Source organism: Actinomadura sp. 6K520 (assembly GCF_004349245.1).
In the GTDB taxonomy this organism is placed as follows: domain Bacteria; phylum Actinomycetota; class Actinomycetes; order Streptosporangiales; family Streptosporangiaceae; genus Spirillospora.
On sequence record NZ_SMLC01000104.1, the window covers coordinates 1 to 26,763 of the forward strand.

Here is a 26,763-nt window from a genome sequence, read left to right on the forward strand (position 1 = left end):
TCCCGCCTGCCCGCCACCGACCGCGCCCACCGCATCGGCACCATGGTCCTCAACAACGGCGGCCCCGGCGAGCCCACGCTGGGCATGCCCCTACAGGTTCGCGCGGCCATGAAGGACGTCGCCACCCTCGCGCCGCCGACGGCACAAGCAGCACCGGCAGAACCAACACCGTCACCACGGACGAGCCCAGCCCGCCCAGCAGATAAAGCGACCCGCCAAAGGCCCGATCACGCATGTGCACCTCTCCGCGCCGCCGGCATGAAGATGATTGTCCGCCACCGGGTCTCAGTGGGGCACTACAGCAGGCTGTACCAGCACGCGTGCCTCCAGCCGTATCGTGACGGAGGTCCGGTCGAATTAGCGTCCTCGCTCATGAAATCGACTTCTGCGAGAGCCTGCGGACGCCTGGTCCCGGTCGTGGCCCTACTCGCCCTGTCCGCCGCCGTTCCTCCCCTCGCCAAAGCCGACGGCGCGCCGCCCCAGATGCTGAAGTGGAAGCCCTGCGCGCAAGGTCCCGACGACGTCGTCGGCAAAGATCTCGACCGGGCGGGCGCGCGGTGCGCGGAGCTCACCGTCCCGCTCGACCATTCCAGGCCGGGTGGCCGCACCATCAAGCTCGCGCTGTCCCGCCTGCCCGCCACCGACCGCGCCCACCGCATCGGCACCATGGTCCTCAACAACGGCGGCCCCGGCGAGCCCACGCTGGGCATGCCCCTACAGGTTCGCGCGGCCATGAAGGACGTCGCCACCCGTTACGACCTCGTCGGCCTGGACCCGCGCTTCGTCGGACGCAGCACGCCCCTCGACTGCGGCTGGCCCATCGGCATGTTCCTCCGCTCGGCCGGCCCGACCCGCACCCGGTTCGACCACCAGGTGGCGGTGCAGCGCGACCTGGCCGAACGGTGCGCCCGGCGCCACGCCGACGTGCTCCCGTACGCCAACACGCGTGACACGGCCCGCGACATCGACCTCGTGCGCCGCGTCCTCGGCGAACGCCGTATCTCCTTCCTCGGCTACTCCTACGGCGCCTACCTGGGCGCGGTCTACACCCAGATGTTCCCCGGCCGAACCGATCGCGTCGTCCTGGACAGCGCAGGCGACCCGAGCAAGTGGGGCCCCCGGGCCTTGCAGGGCACCGAAGAGGAGGCGGAACGCGCCCTGCGCGGCTGGGCGGCCTGGGCCGCCGAACGTCACGGCACCTACGGCCTCGGCGCCACCCCCGCCCGCGTGCTCGCCACCGTGAACGCGATCGTCACCGCCGCGGAGGACCGCCCGCTCCGCGTCGGCCCTCACGAGGTGGACGACCAAACGATCCCCTACCTCCTCTCCATCGGCCCCGGCGACGACCGCCCCGCGGCCCGCACTGGGTTCGCCTCCACCGTCCAGACCTTGAACGAGGCCGCGCATCGCCGCCCAGCCGACCCCGGCCCCGAACTCGACGGACTCCTCAGGTTCGTCCTGACAAGCGCGGGCTCTCCCCTTGCCAGCCCGACCGCCGCCATCGCCTGCGGCGACCGCGCCGCACCACGCAACCCCGAGACCTACTGGAACGACGTCCAGCGCAGCCGCGCCCGGCACCCCCTGTTCGGCCCCCTCAAGAACAACATCTGGCCGTGCGCCTTCTGGCCCAACCTCCCGCGGGAGCGCCCCACGCACATCGCCAATCCCACCCCCGCTCTGCTCGTGTCCGCCACCGGTGACACCGCCACCACGTACGAGGGCAGCAAGGCCATGCACAGGGCACTGACCGGCTCCCGCCTGCTCACCCTGCGCGGCGCCACCGCCCACGGCATCTACGGCGAATACGGCAACCTCTGTGTGGACGCCAAGGTCAACGCCTACCTGACCACCGGCACCCTCCCGCACACCAACCCAACCTGCCGCCCCTGACAAACCCGCACCGTGAGGCCGCGATCCCCCATCGCGGCCTCACGCGGCAATCGGGAACACACTGGTGGCCGCCGCGGTCGGGCCGCGGACGCCCTGGCCCGCGCCATGCGCGGTGCGGGACGAGTGCCGCCGCGTCAGGTGGACGGGCGGCGACGGTCGCGCCCTCGGAGCCGACCCCGCGCGGCGCCCCCTTCGACATGCGCACGGTGCGCACGAGGGGGTGCGGATAATCGCTGGTGGAGTAGGGCGGTGGGGTCGTAGCGTGCGGGCGTGCGTGACTTGATCAGACTCCCCAAAGCCCACCTGCACGTTCATCTGGAGAGCACCGTGCGGTGGCACACCCTTCGCGAAATCGGCGCTGCCAACGGCGTGGAGGTACCGGAGGACGGCGTGCGGTTCGGGAGCTTCGCCGAGTTCTTCGCGCAGAACGACCTCGTCCGCGCTTGCCTGCGCCGTCCCACCGACTTCCGGAGGGTCGCCTACGAGTTCTGCGAGGACGAGGCCGCGCAGGGCACCCGCTACGCCGAGGTCTCCTTCACGGCGGCCGGCCACGGTGAGCGCCTCGGCGACCTCGGCATGCCGCTCGCGGCCGTCCTGGAGGGCCTGGAAGCCGGACAGGAGGCGTTCGGCGTCGAATGCCGCCTCATCCTCGACCACTCCCGGCGCCGCTCCGTCGAACGCGCCTGGCGGACGCTGGAACTCGCGCGCCGCCACGACGGTGTGGTCGCGATCGGCCTGGCGGGCGACGAGGCCCACCCCGGCGATCCGTTCACCGATGTGTTCGCCGCCGCGCGGGACGCGGGCCTGCACGTCGTCCACCACGCGGGCGAGGGCGAAGGACCCGCCAGCATCCGGCAGGCGCTCGGTCCCGGTCGCACCGAACGACTCGGCCACGGCATCCGCATCCTGGACGATCCGGACCTCGTGGCCGAAGTCCGCGAGCGCAGGATCCCCCTCGAAGTGTGCCCGTCCTCGAACGTCGCTCTCGGCTTCGCCGCCTCCCTGGACGACCACCCCCTCCCCCGCCTCCGGGAGGCGGGCCTGGTCGTGACCCTCAACACCGACATCCCCGCCCTGATCAACACCCCCCTGGCCACCGAGTACGCCCGCGTTCGAGACACCTTCGGCTACGACGACGCCACCCTGGCCGACCTGGCTCACGCCGGTGTCGACGCCTCCTTCGCCCCCACCGAAACCAAGGCCCGCCTCCACCGGGAAATCGAAGCTTGGCTGTCCTGACCGCTGGCCCCCTTCGGTGAACGGTGCCGTGTCCGGCGCCCGGCCGTGGCGCTGGCGATCCGCCCGTCGGGCCCGCGCTGCCCACGAACTTCGACGTGCCAACGCCGCCTGCGAACCACCCGCGGCCCCCGGTTCGACGTGCCCATGCCGCCGCCGCACCAGGTCATGGGGGTTGGAGTTCGGTCAGGGGGCCGGCTCGGATCTCCCGGAGGAAGGGGTCTGTGTCGTTCTGCCACTGGGGTGGTGTGCGGACGACCGGGTGCACGGGGAGGCCCAGGCGGGCGGCGGCCTCCTGGGCGGCGTCGTGGGCGACAGTGCGGGTGATGTTGCCGATGACCAGTACTTCGACGTCGGTGGGCTGGTCGCCTGGGGTGCCGTCGTAACGCGCCGCCCAGGAGCCGAACAGGTACACGGCGTTCACGGAGGGCAGGCGTCCGAACTCTTCCGCCACCACGGCCGCTGGGCCGAACGTCAGCATCAGGAGACGGGTGAGGGGTTCGTACAGGAAGCTTTCGGTGTTCCGGGCGACCAAGCGGCCGGCCAGGGTGCGGCGCAAGGTCAGGATGTCTGCGCGCGCCAGCCGTTCCACCTCGCGCATCACCGACGCGAGGTCGACGCGGAGCATCACGGCCAGGTCGAGCATCGACATCTCGCGCTCCGGGCCGAGGAGGAGGCGCGCGAGGAGTTCCCCTTGCAGGTGGGAGCGGAAGATTGGGAAGCGGGCGGGGGCGCGGGCCCGGACGTCACGCAGAAATGCCTCGGTGACCTTCTCGGCTCCGGTGGCGCGGACAGGGCGTCTCGTGGGCTCGGCCGCCGAACCGATTGCATTCGATCGCATGTTCGAATGCTATGGGTCGGGTACGACGGAGCCCGGTGGAATCACAGGTTGTGGATAAGTGGCGGCAGGCGGTCGGCTGAAGACTGCTGGTCAGGCTCCGTAGGCGGGCCGACGGACAGGCGACAGGGGGCGGGGGCTCTCTTGGTGATGCCTGAGCATGCGGAAGGGCCCGCGCCGGTGGTGAACCGGTGCGGGCCCTTCTGCTGCGGACGTCAGTCCTTGTTGAAGTTGACCGCGCCCTCGATGGGCGGCGGGCTGTCGGGGACGGTGTCCGGCTTCGGGACGCCCTTGAAGGTGAACTTGGCGGTCTCCGCCGTCGCCTCCTTGTTCTCAAGGTCGAAGCCCTCGGTGCCCACGATCACGATCTGACCGGGCTTGAGCTCGCTGAACAGGATCTTCTCGGACAGGCTGTCCTCGATCTCCCGCTGGATCGTGCGGCGCAGCGGCCGGGCCCCGAGGACGGGGTCGTAGCCCTTCAGCGCCAGCAGGTCCTTGGCCTCCTGCCGCAGCTCGATGCCCATGTCGCGGTCGCGCAGCCGCTCGTCCACCTTGGCGATCATCAGGTCGACGATCTGGATGATCTCCCGCGGGGTGAGCTGGTGGAACACCACGGTGTCGTCGACGCGGTTGAGGAACTCGGGACGGAAGTGCTGCTTGAGCTCCTCCGACACCTTCGCCTTCATCCGCTCGTACGAGCCCTGCTCGTCGTTCTGCCGGGCGAAGCCCATCGACACGCCCTTGGAGATGTCCTTGGACCCAAGGTTGGTCGTCATGATGATGACGGTGTTCTTGAAGTCCACGACACGGCCCTGCGCGTCGGTCAGGCGGCCGTCCTCCAGGATCTGCAGCAGCGAGTTGAAGATGTCCTGGTGGGCCTTCTCGATCTCGTCGAACAGCACGACCGAGAACGGCTTGCGGCGCACCTTCTCGGTCAGCTGGCCGCCCTCCTCGTACCCGACGTAGCCGGGCGGGGAGCCGAACAGCCGCGAGACGGTGTGCTTCTCCATGAACTCGGACATGTCGAGCTGGATCAGCGCGTCCTCGTCGCCGAACAGGAACTCCGCCAGCGTCTTGGACAGCTCGGTCTTACCGACACCGGACGGGCCGGCGAAGATGAACGAGCCGCCGGGACGCTTGGGGTCCTTCAGGCCGGCGCGGGTACGCCGGATCGACTGGGAGAGCGCCTTGATGGCGTCCTCCTGGCCGATGACCCGCTTGTGGAGCTCGTCCTCCATGTTCAGGAGGCGCGTGCTCTCCTCCTCGGTCAGCTTGAAGACCGGGATGCCGGTGGCGGTGGCGAGGACCTCGGCGATCAGCTCGTCGGTGACCTCGGCGACGACGTCCATGTCGCCGGCCTTCCACTCCTTCTCCCGCTGCGCCTTCTGGCCGAGCAGCTGCTTCTCGGAGTCGCGGAGCGCGGCGGCCTTCTCGAAGTCCTGCGCGTCTATCGCGGACTCCTTGTCGCGCCGGACGTCGGCGATCTTCTCGTCGTACTCGCGCAGGTCCGGCGGGGCGGTCATCCGGCGGATGCGCATCCGCGAGCCGGCCTCGTCGATCAGGTCGATCGCCTTGTCGGGCAGGAACCGGTCGCTGATGTAGCGGTCCGCGAGCTGCGCCGCGGCGACCAGCGCGCTGTCGGTGATCGACACGCGGTGGTGCGCCTCGTAGCGGTCCCGCAGGCCCTTGAGGATCTCGATCGTGTGCGACAGCGACGGCTCGGCGACCTGGATCGGCTGGAAGCGCCGCTCCAGGGCGGCGTCCTTCTCCAGGTGCTTGCGGTACTCGTCCAGCGTGGTCGCGCCGATGGTCTGCAGCTCGCCGCGGGCCAGCATCGGCTTGAGGATGCTGGCGGCGTCGATCGCGCCCTCGGCGGCGCCCGCGCCGACCAGGGTGTGCAGCTCGTCGATGAACAGGATGATGTCGCCGCGGGTGCGGATCTCCTTGAGGACCTTCTTCAGGCGCTCTTCGAAGTCACCGCGGTACCGGGAGCCGGCGACCAGCGCGCCCAGGTCGAGGGTGTAGAGCTGCTTGTCCTTCAGCGTCTCGGGGACCTCGCCCTTGACGATCTTCTGCGCCAGGCCCTCCACGACGGCGGTCTTGCCGACGCCGGGCTCGCCCACCAGGACGGGGTTGTTCTTGGTGCGGCGGGACAGCACCTGCATGACCCGCTCGATCTCCTTGTCCCGGCCGATGACCGGGTCGAGCTTGCCCTCACGTGCGGCCTGGGTCAGGTTGCGGCCGAACTGGTCGAGCACAAGGGAGGTGGACGGAGCCGACTCCGAGGGACCGCCGGAGGCGGCCGGCTCCTTGCCCTGGTAACCGTGCAGCAACTGGATGACCTGCTGGCGCACACGGTTCAGGTCGGCGCCGAGCTTCACCAGGACCTGGGCGGCGACACCCTCGCCCTCGCGGATCAACCCCAGCAGGATGTGCTCGGTGCCGATGTAGTTGTGGCCGAGCTGCAGCGCCTCGCGCAGTGACAGCTCAAGGACCTTCTTGGCACGTGGAGTGAACGGGATGTGACCCGACGGCGCCTGCTGACCCTGGCCGATGATCTCTTCGACCTGCTGGCGCACCGCTTCAAGGCTTATCCCCAGGCTCTCCAGAGCCTTGGCAGCGACACCCTCACCCTCGTGGATCAGACCCAGGAGGATGTGCTCGGTGCCGATGTAGTTGTGGTTGAGCATCCTGGCCTCTTCCTGAGCCAGGACGACAACGCGCCGCGCGCGGTCGGTGAACCTCTCGAACATCTCGTCGCTCCTCACAGAGCGGTTGGGCAGAGTCCGGAACGTCCGGAACTGTCCTTCCGCATGCTAGCCCGCCCCGAGGAGGCCACCCGGTGCACTCCCACCAGGAGACGTTCCCCAGCTATGCGCTGTTCAGTCTCATCCAACTACCGCATCGGTGCGTCATGTTCCCGCTACGCCCCAAGCGAACGGGGGCTTTCCGCAGGTAGGCCAGGGCGCGGGCCGAGAGTGCCGAATGGGGGTGGTGTTCCACCCGCGCGCCCTGTGTACCTCGCGGCGCCGATCGCGAACCGTTCATCCGCTACGCCGAAAGCGAACGGAGGACGAAGGACCGAACGAAGGACGAAGGGGAACCGTCGGCCCGGGACGAACTCCGGGCAACGCGAAGCCGGATGAACATGCGTCAGCCGACTCGAAGCCGGAGAGAACTCGGCCCGGACGTAAGTCCGCGCCCCGCCGGAACAGAACCGGATGAGGAACGGCCGGACGGAGAGGAGCCGCCGGCGGCCGCTAAGGACCGGCGGAAGCGAACGGCCCGCCTCGCGCGAACGGAGACGGGCCGCCGGTGGTTGAACCGGGTCAGTTGGCCGCCTCGTACTGCTCGATCACATGGGCCGGGATCCGGCCGCGCTCATTGACCTTGATGCCATTGTTCTTGGCCCAGGCGCGGATCTCGGCGCTGCGCTCGCGGCTGGACGCACCACGCTGCCGGCGCTTGCGCGTGGAACTTCCCGCCTTGCGTGACTTCTCCACGAACGGCCGAAGAGAATCCCGCAGCTTCTCCGCGTTGGCGTCACTCAGGTCGATCTCGTAGGAGGCGCCGTCGATCGAGAACGCTACGGTCTCGTCCGCCTCGCCACCGTCGAGGTCGTCGACGAGAAGCACCTGAACCTTCTGTGCCATGGGGACAGACCCTTTCGGCTTGAGCAAACTTCATTCGGTCGCCAAAGATATCCGAGAAGTCCACTGATGACAATTCAGGCGCGCGCCCTTCAACCGGCACTCACGGGGAAGTCCCGTTCCCCCGTGACCGGGCGTAATCGGCATCTCATGTTTCCGTACGTCCGGGGCATGACGGAGGGCACGCCGACGGTGCGGCGTGATTTTTTTCGCGCCGCGGGGAGCTCCGATGCGGTTTTGGGACGGGGCCGCCGCGGCGGCGCACCACGCTGACCTGGGCGGGCGGCCGCGCATTGGCCCTGGTTTGCGGACCTTCCGGGATTCGGAGGGAGCCGCCGCCCGGCAGTGCGCGCAGGCGGCAAAAGGCCCTGCCGCCGACCTTAACAGGCCCGGCACACCCGCACGGTCTTCCCGGATTAAACCTGACGTAACGACACTAAGCACTCCCGGCGCCGGAATGCGCGGGTGCCCGTGGTGCGGCCCCGGCCCATGATCAACGCCCCCACCGGCGTATGTGGACGGATAACCACCGACCCGCCGGAGGCGAAAATCAGTTGCGGCGGCGGATCGCGGGGAAGTCCCCCATCCGCGGTCGACGGCCGGAAGCCCTCTGGATACACCCATCCCCAAAATCAGGAGATTGCTGCACAATCCTGCCCCAGGACCGCGCATCTTCCCGTCCGCACCAAGTCCGGGCCGGCCTGCGGCGGCCCGCTCAGGCCCGGGGAGCACGGGAACTAAAGGCCCCTTCCCGGTGAGACCCGATCCCATCCGGGAGTAACTCTCAGCCCTATGTGACCGGGTCCAGGACGGAAGGGCAACGTGGTTCCGGATGCACATCTCAAAGCGGAGGGCACGTCCGGGAAGAGACACATCCCGCGCGGATTCGGGCCCGTAACCGGAACCACCTGGCTTTCGCCGACCGAACCGGAGGCGGACCGAAACAGGGCGGGGCGGTTCCGTGAAAACCGGTCCCGTACGCGCACGGCGCTCTCGCCCGCCGTGAGGACGGGACGAGAGCGCCGTGTATCAACCCGCCCGGCGCGCGGTCGAGGACGCCTGAGAGGGCCTCAGAAGGCCGTTGAATCGGGGGGCGACCGTTTTACCACGACCGTCCCTGCGAGCCTGTCATGGAGGGCTTGGCGGCTGTCACCCTCGAACAGCAGCCCGGCGTTCGCCACCCAGAAGACGCCCGCCAGTAGCCCGAGAACGGGAATCGGGCGGGCCGCGATCGGCAGCGAATAGACCGCGGCACGCAGAACGGCACGCGGCACGCCCAATCGAGTACCGGTGCCGGCCTCCCCGCCGGGAGGTTCGCCACCGGCGGGGAGGGTCACGACTACTTCAATGCCCGCGAAGCGCTTGCCGAGGGTTCGGCCCCAGAGCGCGAGTTGGATCGACTCGTACAGCAGCATGCATCCGGCCACAGCGGGTGGAGCGACGACGTCCACCCCGGGCCCGGACACCAGTCCTCGGACGACGATGATGACGGGCAGGCCGACGATGAGCGTGTCGACTATGCGTGCCACAAGGCGCTGCCCCGGCTCGGCGAGCGGTGCCCCCGCCATCGCTGGCTATTCCGCGTACTCGTCGTACTCGGCGTAGCCGTCCCGCTCGTCGATGACGAGCGTCCCGGCGAACCGGTCGTGCAGGGCCTGATGCATGGGCTGGTCCCAGATGGCCCACAGATAGGCCATCAGCGCGCCCGCCCAGACCAGCAGCATTCCGTACGCGGCGTAGTCCCACACCATCACGGCCAGGGCGAGGAAGAAGAAAACGCCGATCTGGTAGACCACGTGGATGATTCCAGCGCGCCATATGGCCTGCGTCGTGGTCAAGGGGTCGCCCGCAGGACGCGCCTGGACGACACCGAGGTGCACGATGCGCTTCCCGAGCGTCCGTCCCGACATCGCGAGCTGGACGGCCTCGTAGAGGAACGGCAGGACCGACAGGACGGCGAAGAGGGTGAAGATGATGGGCCAGTTCCAAATGCCCCCGTCATCCTCCGTCTCACTGCCCGGCTTGCCCAGGCCGAGCACACCGATCGTCACGGGAAGGACGAGCGCGAAACCGAAGACCGCGACGAGCGCGTTGTCGATGAGCCGGGCACCCGCACGCCGGACGATCGGAGCCAGAACCATCTCGCCGCCATGGGCGTCCCCGTAGTGATCGCCTCCGTAGTGGGCGTCACCGTATTGGTCATAGGACGCCTCGTAGGTCTCGTTGTACGCGGCCTGCCCTCCCCACTGCTGCTGCTGGGGCTGCTGCCATTGCTGCTGCTGTGGCTGCCGCCGCTGGGGCTGCCCCTGGGGACCTTGGTACGGGGGCGGCGGACCATAGGAACCGTGCCCTTGAGGCGGCTGCTGGCGTCGCCGCCCGCGGTAGGGGGAATCGCTCATTGGGTCAGTCCTCCAGGCGAAGCAACATGCGGGTGTTGCCCAACGTATTGGGCTTGACCCGATCGAGGTCCAAGAACTCTGCCACGCCTTCGTCGTAGGAGCGGAGAAGCTCCTCGTACACCTCTGGCGACACCGGCGTCCCAAGGATCTGCTGAAAGCCGTGGCGCGCGAAGAACTCCACCTCGAAGGTAAGACAGAACACCCTCCGCACGCCGAGTTCCCGTGCGGTCTCCAGGAGGCGGGAGACGATGCGGTTCCCGATTCCGTATCCGCCGTAGCCCTTGTCCACCGCGACCGAGCGGACCTCGGCGAGGTCCTCCCACATCACGTGCAGGGCGCCGCAGGCGATGACCGGGCCCGGCTTCCCTTCCCGGACGTCCTCGGCGACCCAGAACTCCTGGACGTCCTCGTACAGCTTCACCATGCTCTTCTTCAGCAGGCGTCGCCCCGACCCGGCGTACAGATCGACCAGCCTGCGGATCTCCTGAACGTCGGCGGTACGGGCACGCCGGATCTCGACCTCCACAAACAGGCGAGATTATCCAACGCGCACCTGGCCACAGGCACGCGTCCCCTTGTCGCGCCGCCCGCACCGGACGAGTGACTAGATAAAAGCGACTAGGCAAGCGTCATCGTGCGGAGAAAAAGTGACCCATAGCACAGCGAGATGCCGGGGCGAAACCCCTACGGCGCCGCGAACGCGCCGGCCGACCTGGGATTTCGCCTGTTCCAGTTGGCATCCAATGCCGGTTCCGTTAGTGTCCCGCTGGCGTCGGCCCATCGCAGGACAGCGGCCGGCCCCCGCTCCGCGCCACCGCGGACGGCGACTCCCGCCCCGACCCGTCGGTTGATTCGGTAGGCGGACGAGGAGAGGAGAATCCGTGGAGCCCCCGCGCCCCGCTCTCTTTTCACGATCGGCACGCTCGCCCCGTTCGACGTCCCCCCGTTCGACGTCCCCCCGTCTGACGTCCTCCCGTGCGGCGAAGCACGGCCAGGCGGCCGCCCACCGCGGCAGGGCCCGTCTCGGCGCCAGGGCGGCGACCGTGGCCGGCGCAGTCCTCGCCATCACGGCCGCGCCCGTCTCGTTCGCGCCGGGTACCCTCCCCGCGGCCCACGCCGAGCCCGAGCCGTCCACCAGCGAGCTCCGCTCCAAGGCGCTCAAGCTCGCCGACGACCTGGAGAAGCTGACCGAGCAGTACAACGGGCTGAAGGTCAGGCTCGCCCAGTCCGAACGCGCCGCCAAGGTCGCCGTCGCCAACGCCAAGCGGCAGCAGAAGTCGCTGCAGGCCGTCCGCGAGAAGGTCAGCACCCTGGCCGCCACCAGCTACATGCAGGGCGGCACCGACCCCACGGTCTCGTTCGTCGCCTCCCAGGACCCGCAGGCCGTCCTCGACCAGGCCGCCACCCTCAGCTACTTCGCCAAGCGCGACAGCACGAAGGTCCTCGGCCTGATGCAGGCCATGCAGGCCGCCGAGCGCGCCCGCAAGTCCGCCGAGTCCCGCGCCAAGCAGGTCAAGGAGCTGCGCACGCAGCTCGAAGACCAGCGCAAGAAGGTCACCGAGACCTACGAGAAGGTCCGCGGCAAGCTCGTCAAGCGGGACCCCACGCAGCTCGCCAAACTGCCCGTCGTCGGCAACGGCAAGGCCGCCCAGGCGCTGCGGGCCGCGATGACCAAGATCGGCCGCCCGTACGTGTGGGGCGCCGCCGGACCGAGCAGCTTCGACTGCTCCGGCCTCACCATGTGGGCCTACAAGCAGGTCGGCATCAACCTGCCGCACTACACCGGAAGCCAGTGGACCGCGGGCACCCATGTGGACCGGAGCCAGCTCCAGCCGGGCGACCTCGTGTTCTTCTACTCCGACCTCCACCACATGGGGATGTACGTCGGTAACGGCAAGATGCTGCACGCGCCCCGCACCGGCGACGTCGTGAAGATCGCCCCGATGGCCGGCCGCCCCTACGCGGGCGCCGTCCGAGTCGCCTGACCGAGCCGCCCGACCCCGTGACGTCCAGCAGCACATCCTCTCCCGAGGGCACTGCGGGAATCCTGCGGGAAACCACGAGCGGATCGACCACGGGCGGGTCTCCGAACACCGTCCGCGGCGACGCCTCCTGCAGGGACCTACCTGTCAGTGCGCCGCCGCTGCGGGGTCGGACGGGTTCAGCTCGACTCGCCACCTGGTTTCCTGGTGACGCTCGCCGTCCCCGGGCGAGCGTCAGGGGGGTCACCGCTAGATGAGCTGCCTTCGGGCCGCCCACACCACGGCCTCGATAGGGGTATTGACCTCCAGCCGGTCGCAGATGGTCCGCAACCGGCGCCGCAAGGTCCGCGCGCTCAGCTCCAGCTTGCGTGCCGCCACATCGGCGGTGACACCGGTGGCGATCTGGGCGAGCAACCGGATCTCCTCTTCGCTCAGCCCGAAATCGTCGGTGCCACGACGTGCGAGTGTGGCTGTTTCCACTCCGTCCTCCCTCGTCCGTGGTGATGACCGCGGGGATGCAGCCGGTCCGCCGCACAGGCACGGGTTGGGCCTCGATCTGTACACGCGTCGGGTTGCCGGGTCCGGAGGCGTCCGGACTAGATCATCGGGTTCCTTTGCTGTCTCACGCGCTTGGCCGGAGGTGGCCGCCTGGCCGATTGCGGGGTCGTTCGGGGGAACTCCGGGTGACGATTCACTCGTTGGCCGGCCGAGGGGGTCGGGATGAGATCGCCAGCCATCCGCACCCGCCCCTTCTCGCCGGACTCGCCAGATCTCGCCGCGGACGAAGATCGTGAATCGTTTCAAGCTACGCTTCGGCTCGGAACGCTAGGCGGCCGGATCCGGCCCGTCAAGCGCCAATTCGATGCACTGCGTACACGAATGGTCGCCATGTGTGACGGCAATTCGCCGGCGCGCCACGAAGAACGCCACTACCTGGGGAAACCCCTCTGGAGCGGGACGAGGAGCGAGTTGCCACAGACCAGTATTCGTGAGGTCGCGAGACGTGCTGGAGTCTCAGTTGGGACCGTTTCGAATGTCCTAAACCGGCCAGATCTCGTGGCCGAAGCGACCCGTGACCGTGTTCGCGCCGCGATCGAGGAGCTCGGATTCGTCCGGAACGAGTCCGCCAGGCGGCTCCGCAGGGGTCCCGAGCGCACCGCCGGCGAGTTCGGCGACCAGCCGCGCCGCGCGTTCGGCGTCGTCGTCGAGGACCTCACCAACCCGTACGCGACCGACGTCGCCCGGGGGGCCGAGGCGGCGCTCAACGCGTCCGGCCACGACGCCCTCTGGCTCTCCAGCGACTACTCCGCCGCCAAGGAGCGGCGCTCCCTGGACCTGCTGGAGGAGCAGCGCGCCGCGGGCGTCCTCATCATCCCCGTCGACCTGTCCGCCCGCGACATCACCGGGCTGCGTACGGCCGGGATGAGCGTGGTGCTGATCGACCGGCACACGCCCGACGTCTGCTCCGCCCAGGTCGACCACGTCGCGGGCGGGGAGATCGCCGCCGCGCACCTGCTCGGCATCGGCCGCCGGCGGATCGCCTTCGTCACCGGCGTGCCCGAGCCGGAACCGTGCGTGGAGCGCCGCGACGGCGCGTCCCGCACGATCGTCGAGGCCGGTTCCGCGAAGCCCGCGACACTGGTCCAGGACGCGATGAGCCCCACCGAGGGCCGGGCCGCCGCGCGCCAGCTCCTGGACATGTCACCGCGGCCCGACGGCGTGTTCTGCGCCAACGACCTGCTGGCCATCGGGCTGATCAACGAGCTCACCCGCCTCGGCGTCCGCGTCCCGCAGGACATCGCCGTGATCGGCTACGACGACATCGAGCTCGCCGCGAGTGCCGCCGTCCCGCTGACCACCATCCGGCAGCCGCGCCGGGAGCTCGGCTGGGAGGCCGCCGAACTCGCCATGGCCGAGCTGGGGGAGGGCAAGTCGCACCAGCACCGCCAGGTGGTGCTCCGGCCGGAACTGGTGATCCGGGAAAGCGCTTAGCGGACCGCGTCGCCGGACCCGTCGCCGGGGCGGCCGCGGCCCACGCCCCGGCCCGCCCACCGCCCCGGCCCGCTCACTGCTCCGGCTTGACCAGCGGGAACAGGATCGTCTCGCGGATGCCCTTACCGGTGAACGCCATGATCATCCGGTCGATCCCGGCGCCCATCCCGCCCGTGGGCGGCATCGCGTACTCCAGGGCGCGCAGGAAGTCCTCGTCGAGCTGCATCGCCTCCGGGTCCCCGCCCGCGGCGAGCAGCGACTGCTCGGTGAGCCGGCGGCGCTGCTCGATCGGGTCGACCAGTTCGGAGTAGGCGGTGCCGAGCTCCGTCCCGAACCCGATGAGGTCCCACTTCTCGGTGAGCAGGGGCTCCGCGCGGTGCCGGCGGGTCAGCGGGGACGTCTCGACGGGGAAGTCCATGACGAACGTCGGCTGGACGAGGGTGTGCTCGATCAGCTCCTCGAACACCTCCTGGACGAGCTTGCCCTGGCCCCACTTGGGATCCCAGGAGACGCCCCTGGCGTCCGCGAGCTTCCGGACATGCTCGATGGGCGTGTGCGGGGTGATCTCCTCGCCGAGCGCCTCCGACACCGACCCGTACAGCGTGATCCGCGGCCACTCCGGCAGGCCGAGGTCGATCTCGGCGCCGTCATGGACGACCACGGTGGTGCCGAGGGCCGCGACGACCGCCTTCTGGTACATCTGCTGGGTCAGGTCGGCCATGTCGTTGTAGTCGAGGTACGTCGCGTAGGCCTCGAGCATCGTGAACTCGGGGTTGTGCGTCGAGTCCGCGCCCTCGTTCCGGAAGTTCCGGCTGACCTCGAAGACCTTCTCGATGCCGCCGACGACGAGCCGCTTCAGGTACAGCTCGATCGCGATGCGGAGGTAGAGGTCCATGTCGTAGGCGTTGATGTGCGTCTTGAACGGACGCGCCGCCGCGCCGCCGTGGATCGGCTGCAGCATCGGCGTCTCGACCTCGAGGTAGCCCTCGTCGTGCCAGAAGTCCCGGACGGCGCGGACGGTGGCGCTGCGGAGCCGGGCCATCCTCCGGGCCTCGTCGTTGACGATGAGGTCGACGTAGCGCTGCCGGACCCGCGCCTCCGGGTCGGTCAGCCCGGCGTGCTTCTCCGGCAGCGGGCGCAGGCACTTCGAGGTGATCGCGAACCGGTCCGCCATGATCGACAGCTCGCCGCGGCGGGACGTGATGACCTCGCCCTCGACGCCGATGTGGTCGCCGAGGTCGACGTCCCGCTTCCAGCCGTCGAGCCGCTCCTGCCCGACCTTGGCCAGCGACAGCATGATCTGGATCTCGCCGGCGCCGTCCCGGACGGTGGCGAAGCACAGCTTGCCGGTGTTGCGCAGCAGCATCACGCGCCCGGTGACGCCGACCTTCTCGCCCGTCTCGGTGCCCGGCTCCAGATCCGGGTGTTTCGCGCGGATCTCGGCGGTCGTCGCCGTCCGCGGGAAGGTCACCGGGTAGGGGTCGATCCCGCTCTCGCGGAGCCGGTCGAGCTTCTCCCGGCGCACGCGCATCTGCTCCGGGAGCTCGTCGAAGGTCTCGTCACTCACCCGGTAAGGCTATCCAGCCCGCCGGACGCGCCGCGAACGGCTTCCGCCGCTACTTGTGTGCGGGTCAGTGCTCCGGCCTTCAGGGCGGGGGTGAAGGCCCGCGCGGGAGGGCCGCGAGGCCCAGCGTGCTCTAACCCGGCCCTTTCTGCTGCTCGATGTACTGCCGGAGCACGGTGAGGGGTGCGCCGCCCACGCTCCCGGCGAAGTAGGAGGCCGACCACAGCTTGTTCGCCCGCCAGTAGTGGCGGGCCAGTTCGGGGAACTCCTGGCGCATCCTGCGGGAGGATACGCCCTTGAGTGAGTTGACCAGTTTGGACAGGGCGACCTTGGGTGGGAAGTTCACCAGCAGGTGCACGTGGTCGGTCTCGCCGTTGAACTCGGCCAGTTCAGTCTCGAAGTCCGCGCACACGTCCCGCATGATCTGCTCCATGCGCTCCAGGTGTGTCCCCGTGAACACCGGATGCCGGAACTTGGTCACGAAGACCAAGTGTGCGTGCAGTACGAAAACACAGTGTCTGCCAGTCCTGATAGCGCCATGCTCGGTCATAGACCAATAGTAGGATCGCATTGTGCAGCTCAGGTATCAGTTCCGGCTCTACCCGACCCCGAGCCAGCAGCAGTCGCTGGCGCAGGCGTTCGGGTGCGCGCGGGTGGTGTTCAACGATGCCCTCCGCGCACGGCAAGAGGCGCACGCGGCGGGGCTGCCCTACCTATCGGACGGGGACCTGTCCAAGCTGGTCATCACCGAGGCGAAGAAGACCGGCGAGCGGGCGTGGCTGGGCGAGGTCTCGGCCGTCGTCTTGCAGCAGGCCCTGGCGGATCTGAACACCGCGTACCGCAACTTCTTCGCGTCGGTGTCGGGGAAGCGGAAGGGCCGCAGGGTTGCGCCGCCCCGGTTCCGCTCGCGGAAGGACCGTCGGCAGGCGGTCCGGTTCACCCGCAACGCCCGCTTCACGGTCACGGCGGGCGGGAAGCTGCGGCTGCCGAAGATCGGGGACGTGCGGGTGCGGTGGTCGCGGGACCTGCCGTCCGCCCCGTCGTCGGTCACGGTGATCCGGGACACGGCGGGCCGGTACTTCGCCTCCTTCGTCGTGGAGACCATGGACGAGCCACTGCCGGAGGTGGCGGCGGAGGTCGGGATCGATCTGGGGTTGACGCATTTCGCGGTGACCTCGGACGGCCGGAAGATCACCTCTCCGAAGTTCCTGCACCGCGCCGAACGCCGGTTGAGGAAGGCACAGCAGGCGCTGTCCCGCAAGCAGAAGGGCTCGAAGAACCGGCGCAAGGCCGTCGCGAAGGTCGCGCGGATGCACGCCCGCGTCACCGATGCGCGGCGGGACCACCACCACAAGCTCTCCACCCAGTTGATCCGCGACAACCAAGCGGTCTACATGGAAGATCTTGCGGTGAGCGGCCTCGCCCGCACCCGGCTGGCCAAGTCCGTGCACGATGCGGGCTGGTCGCAGTTTGTCTCGATGCTGGAGTACAAGGCTGCCCGGTACGGCCGCAACTTCGCCAAGGTGGACCGCTGGTTCCCCTCCAGCAAGCTGTGCTCGGCGTGCGGGACGGTCGCCGACTCGATGCCACTGAACGTCCGCGAATGGGCCTGTCCGTGCGGCACGGTCCACGACCGCGACGTCAACGCCGCGATCAACATCCTGGCCGCCGGACGGGCGGACAGCCTAAACGCCTGCGGAGGGACCGTAAGACCCTCCGCTTAGCGGAAGGCAGGACCCGGTGAAACAGGAAGCCACAGACGTGCCGCACACGCGGAACAGGCTGAATCCCCGGCCTTCAGGCCGGGGAGCGCGTCAAGGGGTGTTGCGCTCGTAGATCAGGCGGAGGCCGATGAGGGTGAGCCACGGCTCGAACACGTCGATGCTGCGGGACTCCTCCAGGACGAGGGGCGCGAGACCGCCGGTGGCGATGATCGTGACCTCCTCGGGGTCGTCGGCGAGCTCCTCGGACATGCGCTCCACGATGCCGTCCACCTGGCCGGCGAACCCGAAGATTATGCCGGACTGCAGCGCCTCGACGGTGTTCTTGGCGATCACGCTGCGCGGCCTGACCAGCTCGATCTTGTGCAGCTGGGCCCCGCGCGACGACAGCGCGTCTATCGAGATCTCGATGCCGGGGGCGATCGCGCCGCCGACGTACTCGCCCTTGGCGGAGACGGCGTCGAAGGTGGTGGCGGTGCCGAAGTCGACGACGAGCGCGGGCCCGCCGTGGGTGTGCACGGCCGCCAGCGCGTTCACGATGCGGTCGGCGCCGACCTCCTTGGGGTTGTCCATCCGGACGGGGACGCCGGTCTTGACGCCCGGCTCCACGATCACGGCGGGCACGTCGCCGTAGTAGCGGCGGCACATCTCCCGCATCTCGTGCAGGACGGACGGGACCGTGGAGCACAGCGCGATGCCGCTGATGTCGGTCTCGGCGAGCAGCGGGCTCTGCTGGACGAGGCCCTGCAGGACGACCGCGATCTCGTCGGCCGTGCGCCGCGGATCGGTGTTGATCCGCCAGTGCTCGATCACCTCGTCGCCCTCGAACAGGCCGAGGACGGTCTGGGTGTTACCGACGTCTATGGTGAGCAGCATCAGGTCCCCGCTGGTCAGGTGAAGTCAAGGCCGATGTCGAAGACGGGCGCCGAGTGCGTCAGCGCGCCGACGGCAAGGTAGTCCACCCCGGTCACGGCGACGTCTCGGGCCCGATCCAGGGTAAGGCCACCGCTCGCCTCGACCTCAGCCCGCCCCGCGACGAGCCGCACCGCCTCGGCCATCTGGGCGACGGTCATGTTGTCGAGCAGGATGCTCGTCGCACCGGCCGCGAGTGCCTCCTCCACCTGCGCGAGGGTGTCGCACTCCACCTGGACGTGCAGGGACGGGTACACGGCGCGGATGGCCTCGTACGCCTTGGTGACGCCTCCGGCCGCGGCGATGTGGTTGTCCTTGATGAGCGCGGCGTCGTACAGGCCCATCCGGTGGTTGACGCCACCGCCGCACTTCACGGCGTACTTTTGGAGGGCGCGCAGGCCGGGGAGGGTCTTGCGGGTGTCGCGGACCTTGGCCTTCGTGCCTTCCAGGGCGTCCGCCCACCTGCGGGTGGCGGTCGCGATCCCGGACAGGTGGGTGAGCAGGTTGAGCGCCGTCCGTTCCGCGCGCAGGACGGCCCTGGTTTGCCCGCTGACGGAGATGAGGACCTGCCCGGGCGCCACGCGCTGCCCGTCCGCCGTGTGCGTCTCGTAGGCCACCTCAAGGGCCTCGAAGACGACGCAGGCCACCGGGACGCCGGCGACGACGCCGTCCGCGCGGGCGGTGAGGTTCCCGGCCGAGGTGTCGTCCGGCGCGAAGATCGGCATGCTGGTGACGTCGACTTCGCCGTCCTCGGCCAGCGCGGCGTGGACGAGGTTTTCCACAGCCTGTGGATCGAGCCCGGCTTCGCTGAGCCTCTGCGAGAGTTCCGGTGTCATGAGCGCTTTCCTTCCAGAGGTTCATACCGGGTCGCCAGGACGTCCCCGGCCAGCCGCGTCACGAGGTGACCGCGCCACGCGCCGTCCGCGCGCCCGGGGAAGTCCTCACGCCAGTGGCTCCCCCGCGTCTCCGCGCGCCGCCGCGCCGCCGCCACGATCGCGGACGCCACGGTGTGCAGGTTGGTGACCTCCCAAGCCGCCACCCCGGGCTCCGCCCCCGCATCCTGCCCCAGCCCGGCCAGCTCACGAGCCGCACGCTCCAGCCCGTCCGCCCCGCGAAGGACCCCCGCATACGAGGTCATGATCCTCTGGATCTCCCCCCGAGCCTCACCACCGACCAACCCGGAGCCCACCGGCACGCCCGCGTCCTGGTCCGCCCCGTCCACGGCTCCAGCGGGGGGCGGCCGGAGGGAGGTGGCCGCCAAGTCCTGCTCCAGGGCGGTGGCTATGCGGGCGGCGAAGACGAGGCCCTCCAGGAGGGAGTTGGACGCCAGGCGGTTCGCTCCGTGGACACCCGTGCAGGCCACCTCGCCGCAGGCGTAGAGGCCGGGGACGGACGTACGGCCGTGCAGGTCGGTGCGGACTCCCCCGCTCGCGTAGTGCGCGGCCGGGACGACCGGGACCGGCCGGGTGACGGGGTCGATGCCGTGGTGCCTGCAGGCGGCGAGGATGGTCGGGAAGCGGTTCTCCCACATCGCGGCGCCGAAGTGGCGGCCGTCCAGCAGCATGTGGGATGCGCCGGTCTCGCGCATCCGGTTCATGATGCCCTTCGCCACGACGTCGCGCGGGGCGAGTTCGGCGAGGTCGTGGCGGCCGAGCATGAACCGCTCACCGGTGTGGTCGACGAGCTGCGCGCCCTCGCCCCGGACGGCCTCGGAGATCAGCGGCTGCTGGCCTCGCGCGTCCGCACCGAGCCACAGCACGGTCGGGTGGAACTGGACGAACTCCAGGTCGGCGACCTCGGCGCCGGCGCGCAGGGCGAGCGCGACACCGTCGCCGGTCGAGACCTCGGGGTTCGTGGTCGCGGAGAACACCTGCCCGAGGCCGCCGGTGGCGAGCACGACCGCGCGGGCGCGGACGGCGCCGACACCGCCGGGCTGCCCCTCGCCCATGACGTGCAGGGTGACCCCGGCGGCGCGTCCGGCGCCGTCCTTCAGCAGGTCGAGGACCAGCGCGTGCTCGATGACCTCCACACCGGAGTCCTTGAGCGCGGCGAGGAGGGCACGGCTGATCTCCGCGCCGGTGGCGTCCCCGCCGGCGTGGGCGATGCGGCGCCGGTGGTGGCCGCCCTCCCGCGTCAGCGCGATCTCGCCACCGGTGGAACGGTCGAACGCGGCGCCGAGCCCGATGAGGTCGCGGACGGCGTCCGGCCCCTCGGTGACCAGGGCGCGGACGGCGTCCACGTCGCACAGCCCGACACCGGCGGTGAGCGTGTCGGCGAGGTGGTCTTCGGGGGTGTCGTCGGGGGCGAGCGCGGCGGCGATCCCGCCCTGGGCCCAGCGGGTCGAGCCCGCGTCCAGGAGTGCCTTGGTGACCAGGAGCACGCGCCCGTGGGGGCGGCAGCGCAGCGCGGCGACCAGCCCGGCGATGCCGGAGCCGATGACGACGACGTCGGTGTCGGTGGTCCAGCCGGGGGCGGGGGCGTGCAGAACCGAAGGCATCACGAGCCCTCCTCGGGATCGGTTCTCGTCATTATGACTCTAACCCCGATCCCGCCGGTCGCCCGCCCCCCGCACAGTGGCCGTCGTCACCCCGGGCACCCGGACGGCACGCTGCCGCGCCACGGAGGCGCGAGGGCCGGTGGAAGGGTCAGGGGTGGACCAGGTCGCCGCGGGTGGTCTGGGTGCCGGGGACCGGGGCGGCGGGGTCGGAGTCGAGGGAGATGATCTTGTTGGAGCGGTCGACGTGCACGACGCGGGGCACGAACTCGCGGGCCTCGGCGTCGCTGAGCTGGGCGTAGCTGATGATGATCACCAGGTCGCCGGGCTGCACGAGGCGGGCGGCGGCGCCGTTGATGCCGATCACGCCGGAGCCGCGCTCGCCCGCGATCAGGTAGGTCTCCAGGCGGGCGCCGTTGTCGATGTCGACCACGTGCACCTGCTCGCCCGGGAGGAGGTCCGCGGCGTCCATCAGGTCCTGGTCGATGGTCAGCGATCCGACGTAGTGGAGGTCCGCCTGCGTCACGGTGGCGCGGTGGATCTTGGACTTGAACATCGTCCGGAACATCAGTGCTCCTTGCCGAGCTGGAGGGAAACGTTGTCGATCAGGTGGGTGGCGCCGACGCGGCCCGCGACGGCGAGGACGGCAGGGCCGGTGCGGGGGCCCGAGATCGTGCTGAAGGTGGCGGGGTCGACGAGGACGAGGTAGTCGAGAAGCAGGGGCGGGTCGGCGGTCGCGGCCTTGTCCAGGACGGCGTTCGCGGCGCCCAGAACCGCCTCCGGGCCCTCGGCGGCGGCGTCCGCACCGGCGTGCAGAGCGCGTGACAGGGCGACGGCCGTGCGGCGTTCGGCCGGGGAGAGGTAGCGGTTGCGGCTGGATAGGGCCAGGCCGTCGGGCTCCCGGACGGTCGGCGCGCCGGCCACCTCGACGGGGACGTCCAGGTCGGCGACCATGCGGCGGATCATCGCGAGCTGCTGCGCGTCCTTCTCCCCGAAGACCGCCACGTCGGGCCGGACGAGGTTGAGCAGCTTGAGCACGACGGTGAGCATCCCGTCGAAGTGGCCGGGCCGCGCGGCGCCCTCCACGATCTCGCCCATCGGCCCCGAGCTGATCGTGACCTGCGGCTCGCTCGGGTACATGACGGCGCGGGTGGGGGCGAACACGAAGTCCACGCCTTCCGCGGCGCAGGCTTCGAGGTCGGTGTCGAACGTCCGCGGGTAGCGGTCGAAGTCCTCGTCCGGCCCGAACTGCAGGGGGTTGACGAAGATGCTGACCGCCACGGCGTCCGCCGACCGGCGGGCCTGCCGCATCAGGGAGAGGTGGCCTTCGTGCAGGGCGCCCATGGTCGGGACGAAGGCCAGCGTGCCGTCGATCCGGGAGCGGGCCTCGGCCAGTTCCTCCCGTGTGCGCGCGACGACCGGGGTCACGACACGCCTCCTTCCTCGGGTACCGGGTTCTCGGACCGCGTCCCGGGGGCGGGCGCGGGACGGCGGGTCAGCGCCGGATCAGCAGGCCGCATTCGTTTTCTCCCTGCTCAGTCGGCCAGTGCTTCGAGGAGGCGTTCGGCGTCCTCGGGCTTGAGCATTCCGGCGGCGAGCGCCCGGTCGGCGGTGAGGCGGGCCAGCGCGATGTAGGCGCGGCGGCTCTCCGGCGACACCTTGGCCAGCTCGTCGACGTGGCCGGACACCGTCCCGGCGTCGCCCCGGGCGACCGGGCCGGTGAGGCCGTCGATGCCGAGCCGCAGGCCGTTGTCGAGGGCGGCGCCGAGCAGCGGGCCGAGCATCCGGCCCGGATCGGCGACCCCGGCGGCGCGCAGCAGGTCCATCGCCTCGACGACCAGCGTGACCAGGTGGTTCGCGCCCCCGGCGAGCGCCGCGTGGTAGAGCGGGCGTGCGTCCTCGGTGATCCACACGGGTTCGCCCCCCATCTCCAGGACGAGCGCCTCGGCGACCGGCCGCAGCGGCTCGGGAGAGGTGACGCCGAAGGAGATGCCGGTGAGGCGGTTCACGTCGTCGGGGCGTCCGGTGAACGTCATGACCGGGTGCAGGGCGAGCGGCAGGGCACCGGCGCGGGTGAGCGGGGCCAGGACGGCGGTCCCGTACCGGCCGCTGGTGTGCATGATCAGCTTTCCGGTGACGTCGACGCCGGCCGCGACGAACCCCGCCGCCAGCTCGGGGAGCTCGTCGTCCGGGACGGTCAGCAGCACCAGGTCGGCGGCCGCGACGACGTCCGGCGGGGCCGCGATGTCCGCCCCCGGGAGGCGTTCCTCGACGCGGGACCGCGACCGCTCGGACACGGCGGTCGCGGCGGTCACCCGGTGGCCCGCGCGGGCCAGCGCGGCGCCGAGCGCGGTGCCGACGCGGCCGGCGCCGACGACGCCGACCGCGAGCCGCGCGGGCCGGTCCTCCGGCGTCTCCGGTTCGGGCCGGGGGGTGCGGGGGGTCGCCCCCGCACCCGGGACCGGCCCGTCTCCGGGTGCGGCGGAGGCGGGCGTGACGTCAGGGTCCATCGGTTTCGTTCCAGTCCTCAGGTAGGTACCGGACGTGCGCGACCCAGAGTACCCGCGGGGCCCGGTCACGGAGTCCGGTGGGTGACGGTCGCCACCCCACCCCATTCAGTCATGCGCCAGGGACTCCACGATGGACGTGCGGGCGGCGCGCCGCGCCGGCAGCACCGCGGCGATCATCCCCGCGGCGCCCGCCAGCAGGACGTAGCCGGTCACCTGCAGGTAGGGCAGCGCGAAGCGGGAGTCCTCGGCCATCGCGTTCGTCGCGGCCCAGCCGAACGCGATGCCGAGGACGACCCCGGTGACCGCGCCGATCACGGCCATGACCAGGGCCTCGACGGACAGCATCCGGCGGAGCTGGCGTCTGGTGAGGCCGAGTGCCCGCAGCAGCGCCGACTCCCGGGTCCGCTCCACGACCGAGAGCGTGAGCGTGTTCGCGATGCCGAACAGCGCGATGACGATCGCCAGGCCGAGCAGCCCGGCGAAGATCATCAGGATCGTGTCGATCGCCCGGGTCATCGCCTCCTTGAACTCGGCGGCGGAGACGACCTTCGCGGCCGGGTAGGGCTTCGCGGCGTCCTCGACGGCGGCGCGGGCGGTGGCCGCCGGGACGTCGGCCCGGGTCTTCACGAAGAGGTCCGACGGGTCGACGGCGCCGAAGTACCGGGTGAAGTCGGCCTCCGGGACGATGATCCCGGAGATTTGGGCGCCCTCCCCGTACACGGCGGTGATCGTCACCGGGACGATGCCGCGCTTGGTCTCGACCTGGATGGTCCGTCCGAGGCCGCGGCCCGGCTGCGCGGCGGTGCCCTCGTCCACCATCGCGGTTCCCGGTGCGAGGGCGGCGCCGAGCGAGCCCGCCTTCATCTCGGGGTTCACGATCGTGCCGAGCGCCGCCGGGGTGACCGTGCCGATCTCCGCCTCCTCGCCGCCGACGCGCGCGTCCCGCCCGCGGGTCTCCACGACGGCGGCGATCTCGGGACGCTCGCGCAGCGCCTTCGCGAGCGCCGGCGGGAGGCGGCCGTCCAGGTCCTGCGTCCTGATCTGGAACTCGACCGGGAACTGCTCCGCCAGTTGGTGCGCCGCGGTCGCCTTGCCGCTCGCCGCGACCACCGCGAACAGGCTCATCAGCCCGACGCCGACGGTCAGCGCGATCGTCGTGGTCGCGGTGCGGCGCGGGGCGCGCCGCGCGTTCGCGACCGCGAGCCGCCCAGGGACGCCGCCGAGCCGCGCCGGGACCGCGCCCGCGAGCCGCCCGAGCGGCCGGACTAGCGCCGGCATCACCGCGATCACCGCGAGGAAGAACACGGCGCCGGCGAGCGCGACCGAGTACATCGCGGCCTGGCCCTTCGCCATGCCGAGCGATCCGAGCGCGCCGACGGCCAGGCCCGCGGCGCCGAGCAGCACCGCGATCGCCGTGCGCGCCCTGCCCAGCCGGAACCGGCCGCCGCCCGGCTCCCACTCCGCGCGCAGCGCGGCGACGGGCGCGACGCGGGTCGCGGCGCGGGCCGGCGGCAGCGCCGACAGGACGGTCACGACGACGCCGACCGCCAGGCCGAGCACGACCGTCCGGACCGTGAGGGACGGCGCCGCGACCGGCACCGCCGCGTCCAGTCTGGTGACCCCGAGGAGCGCGGCCGTACCGAGGCCGGCACCCGCGGCGAGGCCGAGCAGCGACCCGACGAGCCCCACCACCGCGGACTCGGCGAGGACGCCGCCGAACACCTGCCGGCGGGTCGCGCCGACGCAGCGCAGCAGGGCCATCTCCCGCATCCGCTGCGCGATGAGGATCGCGAACGTGTTGTAGATGACCAGGGCGGACACCAGCATCGCCACCAGGCCGAAGATCAGCAGCCCGGTCCGGATGATCTCGGTGTCGGCGCCCGCCGACTTCGCCAGCACCGCGCCGAGCTCCGGCCCGGTGTAGACCCGGCCGGCCGGGCCCGCGGCGGCCTCGATCGCCCGCCGGTCACCGCCCGCGATGTCGATCTCGCGGTAGGTCCGCTCGCCGGTCATCGCGATCGTGGTGGCGGTGTCGAAACCGACCGCGCCGCGGAACTTGGCCTCTTGGTCGATGCCGAAGTCGACCAGCCCGACGACGCTGAACCTGTGCGGCCGGTCGTTTCCGTCCAGGACCGTCACGGTGTCGCCGACGGTGAAGCCCTCCCGCTTGGCCAGCGCGCCGTCGAGGACGGTCTCGCCACCGCCGGACGGAGGTCGCCCCTTGTCGACCTCGTAGCGCAGCAGTGCCCCGGACGGCACCGAGATCCCGACCGTGGGGAAGTCACCGACCGCCTTACCGTCCTTGCCCACCAGGGCGGCATCGCCCTTCACCACGCCGTGCACGTCGGTCACGCCGGGCAGCGCGCCGACCTTGCGGAAGGTATCGGCGGATATGCCCTTGTTCGGGTCTTCGCTGGTCGGCACGACCGCGAAGTCGACCTTGTCGGCGGACCTCGCGAACGTCTTGGCGACGCCCTCGTTCATCGTGTCGGTCAGCACGAACGTCCCGGAGATGAACCCGACGCCGAGGGTGATGGCGACCGCCGTGAGCAGCAGCCGCGGCTTGTGGGCCCGCAGGCCCGCGAGGGTCGTCCGCAGCATCACGCCTCCAGGCTCTTGAGCCGGTCGAGGACGGCCGCGGGCGTCGGCCGGACGATCTCGGTCACGACCTCCCCGTCCCGCAGGAACACGACCCGGTCGGCGTACGAGGCGGCGACCGGATCATGAGTGACCAGCACGACCGTCTGCCCCATCTCGCGCACCGAGGACCGCAGGAACCCCAGCACCTCGGCGCCCGCCCGGGAGTCGAGGTTGCCGGTCGGCTCGTCCGCGAAGATCACCTCGGGGCGGGCGACGATCGCGCGGGCGCACGCGACCCGCTGCTGCTGGCCCCCCGACAGCTCGCTCGGCCGGTGCCCCAGCCGCTCGCGCAGGCCGAGGACGTCGACGACCCGGTCGAACCACGCGCGGTCCGGCTTGCGGCCCGCCAGTTCCAGGGGCAGCAGGATGTTCCGCTCGGCGGTGAGCGTCGGGAGCAGGTTGAACGCCTGGAACACGAACCCGACGCGGTCGCGGCGCAGCAGCGTGAGCTGCCGGTCGCCCATCCCGGTGATCTCCGCGTCGCCGAGGACGACGCGTCCGGAGGTGACGGTGTCCAGCCCGGCCAGGCAGTGCATCAGCGTCGACTTCCCGGACCCGGACGGCCCCATGATCGCGGTGAACGCGCCCCTGGCGAACCCGGTGCTGACCCCGCGCAGGGCGTGCACGGCCGCGTCACCGGACCCGTACACCTTCGACACGTCCTCGGCCGTGACGGCCGGCGGTCCCGCGGCGGCGGTCGGGGAGTTCCCGGGCGGATCGGCGAACGTGCTGGTCACGATGGCTCCCTGGGGCCTGGTCACGAATCTGATCTTTCGTGGACCACGCTAGGAAGCCGTCGCGCGGCCGCCATCGGCCCGGCGGCCACGCTTTCCGTCAGCCTCACGGCTGGCCGATGCCCCCTCGTACGACCTGAGTCGTACGAACCCGTCAGCCCTCCCACGGACCTGTCTCTCATACACATCTCCGCGCCCACG

Annotated in this window: 22 protein-coding genes; 5 read left to right on the forward strand and 17 right to left on the reverse strand. The window is 70.7% G+C overall.

Annotation, left to right across the window (positions count from 1 at the left end):
* The first annotated feature begins 372 nt into the window (after nucleotides 1-372).
* Nucleotides 373-1,890 carry an alpha/beta hydrolase gene (locus E1289_RS24445; protein ID WP_131984017.1) on the forward strand — a complete coding sequence of 506 codons (1,518 nt, stop codon included), beginning with the start codon at nucleotides 373-375 and terminating at the stop codon, nucleotides 1,888-1,890.
* 270 nt (nucleotides 1,891-2,160) lie between these two features.
* Nucleotides 2,161-3,129: an adenosine deaminase gene (gene add / locus E1289_RS24450; RefSeq protein WP_131984019.1), complete on the forward strand. Its 969-nt coding sequence runs from the start codon at nucleotides 2,161-2,163 to the stop codon at nucleotides 3,127-3,129.
* Nucleotides 3,130-3,292: 163 nt separating this feature from the next.
* Here add and E1289_RS24455 read toward each other — a convergent pair whose 3' ends face one another.
* The 6 genes from E1289_RS24455 to E1289_RS24480 all read right to left on the reverse strand — a co-directional run bounded on the left by E1289_RS24455 (nucleotide 3,293) and on the right by E1289_RS24480 (nucleotide 10,545).
* On the reverse strand, nucleotides 3,293-3,967 hold the full coding sequence (locus E1289_RS24455) for an ArsR family transcriptional regulator (protein ID WP_131984021.1): 675 nt from the start codon (nucleotides 3,965-3,967) through the stop codon (nucleotides 3,293-3,295).
* 212 nt (nucleotides 3,968-4,179) lie between these two features.
* Nucleotides 4,180-6,717, reverse strand: a complete 2,538-nt coding sequence (locus E1289_RS24460; RefSeq protein ID WP_131984023.1) for an ATP-dependent Clp protease ATP-binding subunit — start codon at nucleotides 6,715-6,717, stop codon at nucleotides 4,180-4,182.
* A gap of 576 nt (nucleotides 6,718-7,293) precedes the next feature.
* On the reverse strand, nucleotides 7,294-7,617 hold the full coding sequence (locus E1289_RS24465; RefSeq protein WP_131984025.1) for an Lsr2 family protein: 324 nt from the start codon (nucleotides 7,615-7,617) through the stop codon (nucleotides 7,294-7,296).
* A 1,067-nt stretch (nucleotides 7,618-8,684) separates the two neighbouring features.
* Nucleotides 8,685-9,182: an RDD family protein gene (locus E1289_RS24470; protein ID WP_131984027.1), complete on the reverse strand. Its 498-nt coding sequence runs from the start codon at nucleotides 9,180-9,182 to the stop codon at nucleotides 8,685-8,687.
* A 6-nt stretch (nucleotides 9,183-9,188) separates the two neighbouring features.
* Nucleotides 9,189-10,013 (reverse strand): RDD family protein, encoded by an 825-nt coding sequence (locus E1289_RS24475; protein WP_131984029.1) that lies wholly within the window; start codon nucleotides 10,011-10,013, stop codon nucleotides 9,189-9,191.
* A gap of 4 nt (nucleotides 10,014-10,017) precedes the next feature.
* Nucleotides 10,018-10,545: an amino-acid N-acetyltransferase gene (locus E1289_RS24480; protein WP_131984031.1), complete on the reverse strand. Its 528-nt coding sequence runs from the start codon at nucleotides 10,543-10,545 to the stop codon at nucleotides 10,018-10,020.
* A gap of 511 nt (nucleotides 10,546-11,056) precedes the next feature.
* On the opposite strand from E1289_RS24480, the gene E1289_RS24485 reads away from it, so the two are divergent.
* Nucleotides 11,057-11,998, forward strand: a complete 942-nt coding sequence (locus E1289_RS24485; protein ID WP_131984033.1) for an NlpC/P60 family protein — start codon at nucleotides 11,057-11,059, stop codon at nucleotides 11,996-11,998.
* Between the two features lie 246 nt (nucleotides 11,999-12,244).
* Here E1289_RS24485 and E1289_RS24490 read toward each other — a convergent pair whose 3' ends face one another.
* Nucleotides 12,245-12,475: a LuxR C-terminal-related transcriptional regulator gene (locus tag E1289_RS24490; RefSeq protein ID WP_131984035.1), complete on the reverse strand. Its 231-nt coding sequence runs from the start codon at nucleotides 12,473-12,475 to the stop codon at nucleotides 12,245-12,247.
* Nucleotides 12,476-12,883: 408 nt separating this feature from the next.
* Between E1289_RS24490 and E1289_RS24495 the strand changes: the two genes are divergently transcribed.
* On the forward strand, nucleotides 12,884-13,987 hold the full coding sequence (locus E1289_RS24495) for a LacI family DNA-binding transcriptional regulator (RefSeq protein WP_131984037.1): 1,104 nt from the start codon (nucleotides 12,884-12,886) through the stop codon (nucleotides 13,985-13,987).
* Between the two features lie 73 nt (nucleotides 13,988-14,060).
* Here the strand turns inward: E1289_RS24495 and lysX are convergent, their stop codons facing one another.
* Together lysX and tnpA are read right to left on the reverse strand one after the other, a co-directional pair.
* Complete coding sequence (gene lysX / locus E1289_RS24500; RefSeq protein WP_131984039.1) at nucleotides 14,061-15,554, reverse strand: bifunctional lysylphosphatidylglycerol synthetase/lysine--tRNA ligase LysX; 1,494 nt, start codon at nucleotides 15,552-15,554, stop codon at nucleotides 14,061-14,063.
* A 130-nt stretch (nucleotides 15,555-15,684) separates the two neighbouring features.
* Entirely contained in the window at nucleotides 15,685-16,101 is a 417-nt protein-coding gene (tnpA, locus tag E1289_RS24505) for an IS200/IS605 family transposase (protein ID WP_131984041.1), read from the reverse strand.
* A 22-nt stretch (nucleotides 16,102-16,123) separates the two neighbouring features.
* Between tnpA and E1289_RS24510 the strand changes: the two genes are divergently transcribed.
* Nucleotides 16,124-17,275 (forward strand): RNA-guided endonuclease TnpB family protein, encoded by a 1,152-nt coding sequence (locus E1289_RS24510; RefSeq protein WP_131984043.1) that lies wholly within the window; start codon nucleotides 16,124-16,126, stop codon nucleotides 17,273-17,275.
* Between the two features lie 90 nt (nucleotides 17,276-17,365).
* Here the strand turns inward: E1289_RS24510 and E1289_RS24515 are convergent, their stop codons facing one another.
* The 8 genes from E1289_RS24515 to E1289_RS24550 form a co-directional block, all read right to left on the reverse strand.
* The gene (locus E1289_RS24515; protein ID WP_131984045.1) at nucleotides 17,366-18,148 is read right to left on the reverse strand and encodes a type III pantothenate kinase; all 783 of its coding nucleotides are present in this window, start codon (nucleotides 18,146-18,148) and stop codon (nucleotides 17,366-17,368) included.
* Nucleotides 18,149-18,162: 14 nt separating this feature from the next.
* A complete protein-coding gene (nadC, locus tag E1289_RS24520) occupies nucleotides 18,163-19,020 on the reverse strand; it encodes a carboxylating nicotinate-nucleotide diphosphorylase (RefSeq protein ID WP_131984047.1) in 858 nt (285 codons plus the stop codon).
* Nucleotides 19,017-20,681, reverse strand: a complete 1,665-nt coding sequence (locus E1289_RS24525; protein WP_131984050.1) for an L-aspartate oxidase — start codon at nucleotides 20,679-20,681, stop codon at nucleotides 19,017-19,019. The genes nadC and E1289_RS24525 overlap by 4 nt, the downstream gene beginning before the upstream one ends.
* Nucleotides 20,682-20,829: 148 nt before the next feature.
* Nucleotides 20,830-21,246 carry an aspartate 1-decarboxylase gene (gene panD / locus E1289_RS24530; RefSeq protein WP_131984052.1) on the reverse strand — a complete coding sequence of 139 codons (417 nt, stop codon included), beginning with the start codon at nucleotides 21,244-21,246 and terminating at the stop codon, nucleotides 20,830-20,832.
* On the reverse strand, nucleotides 21,246-22,106 hold the full coding sequence (gene panC / locus E1289_RS24535; RefSeq protein WP_131984054.1) for a pantoate--beta-alanine ligase: 861 nt from the start codon (nucleotides 22,104-22,106) through the stop codon (nucleotides 21,246-21,248). The genes panD and panC overlap by 1 nt, the downstream gene beginning before the upstream one ends.
* A 107-nt stretch (nucleotides 22,107-22,213) precedes the next feature.
* Complete coding sequence (locus E1289_RS24540; protein ID WP_131984056.1) at nucleotides 22,214-23,188, reverse strand: DUF2520 domain-containing protein; 975 nt, start codon at nucleotides 23,186-23,188, stop codon at nucleotides 22,214-22,216.
* A gap of 105 nt (nucleotides 23,189-23,293) precedes the next feature.
* A complete protein-coding gene (locus tag E1289_RS24545; RefSeq protein ID WP_131984058.1) occupies nucleotides 23,294-25,789 on the reverse strand; it encodes an FtsX-like permease family protein in 2,496 nt (831 codons plus the stop codon).
* Nucleotides 25,789-26,565, reverse strand: a complete 777-nt coding sequence (locus E1289_RS24550) for an ABC transporter ATP-binding protein (protein WP_131984060.1) — start codon at nucleotides 26,563-26,565, stop codon at nucleotides 25,789-25,791. The genes E1289_RS24545 and E1289_RS24550 overlap by 1 nt, the downstream gene beginning before the upstream one ends.
* Between the last annotated feature and the right edge of the window lie 198 nt (nucleotides 26,566-26,763).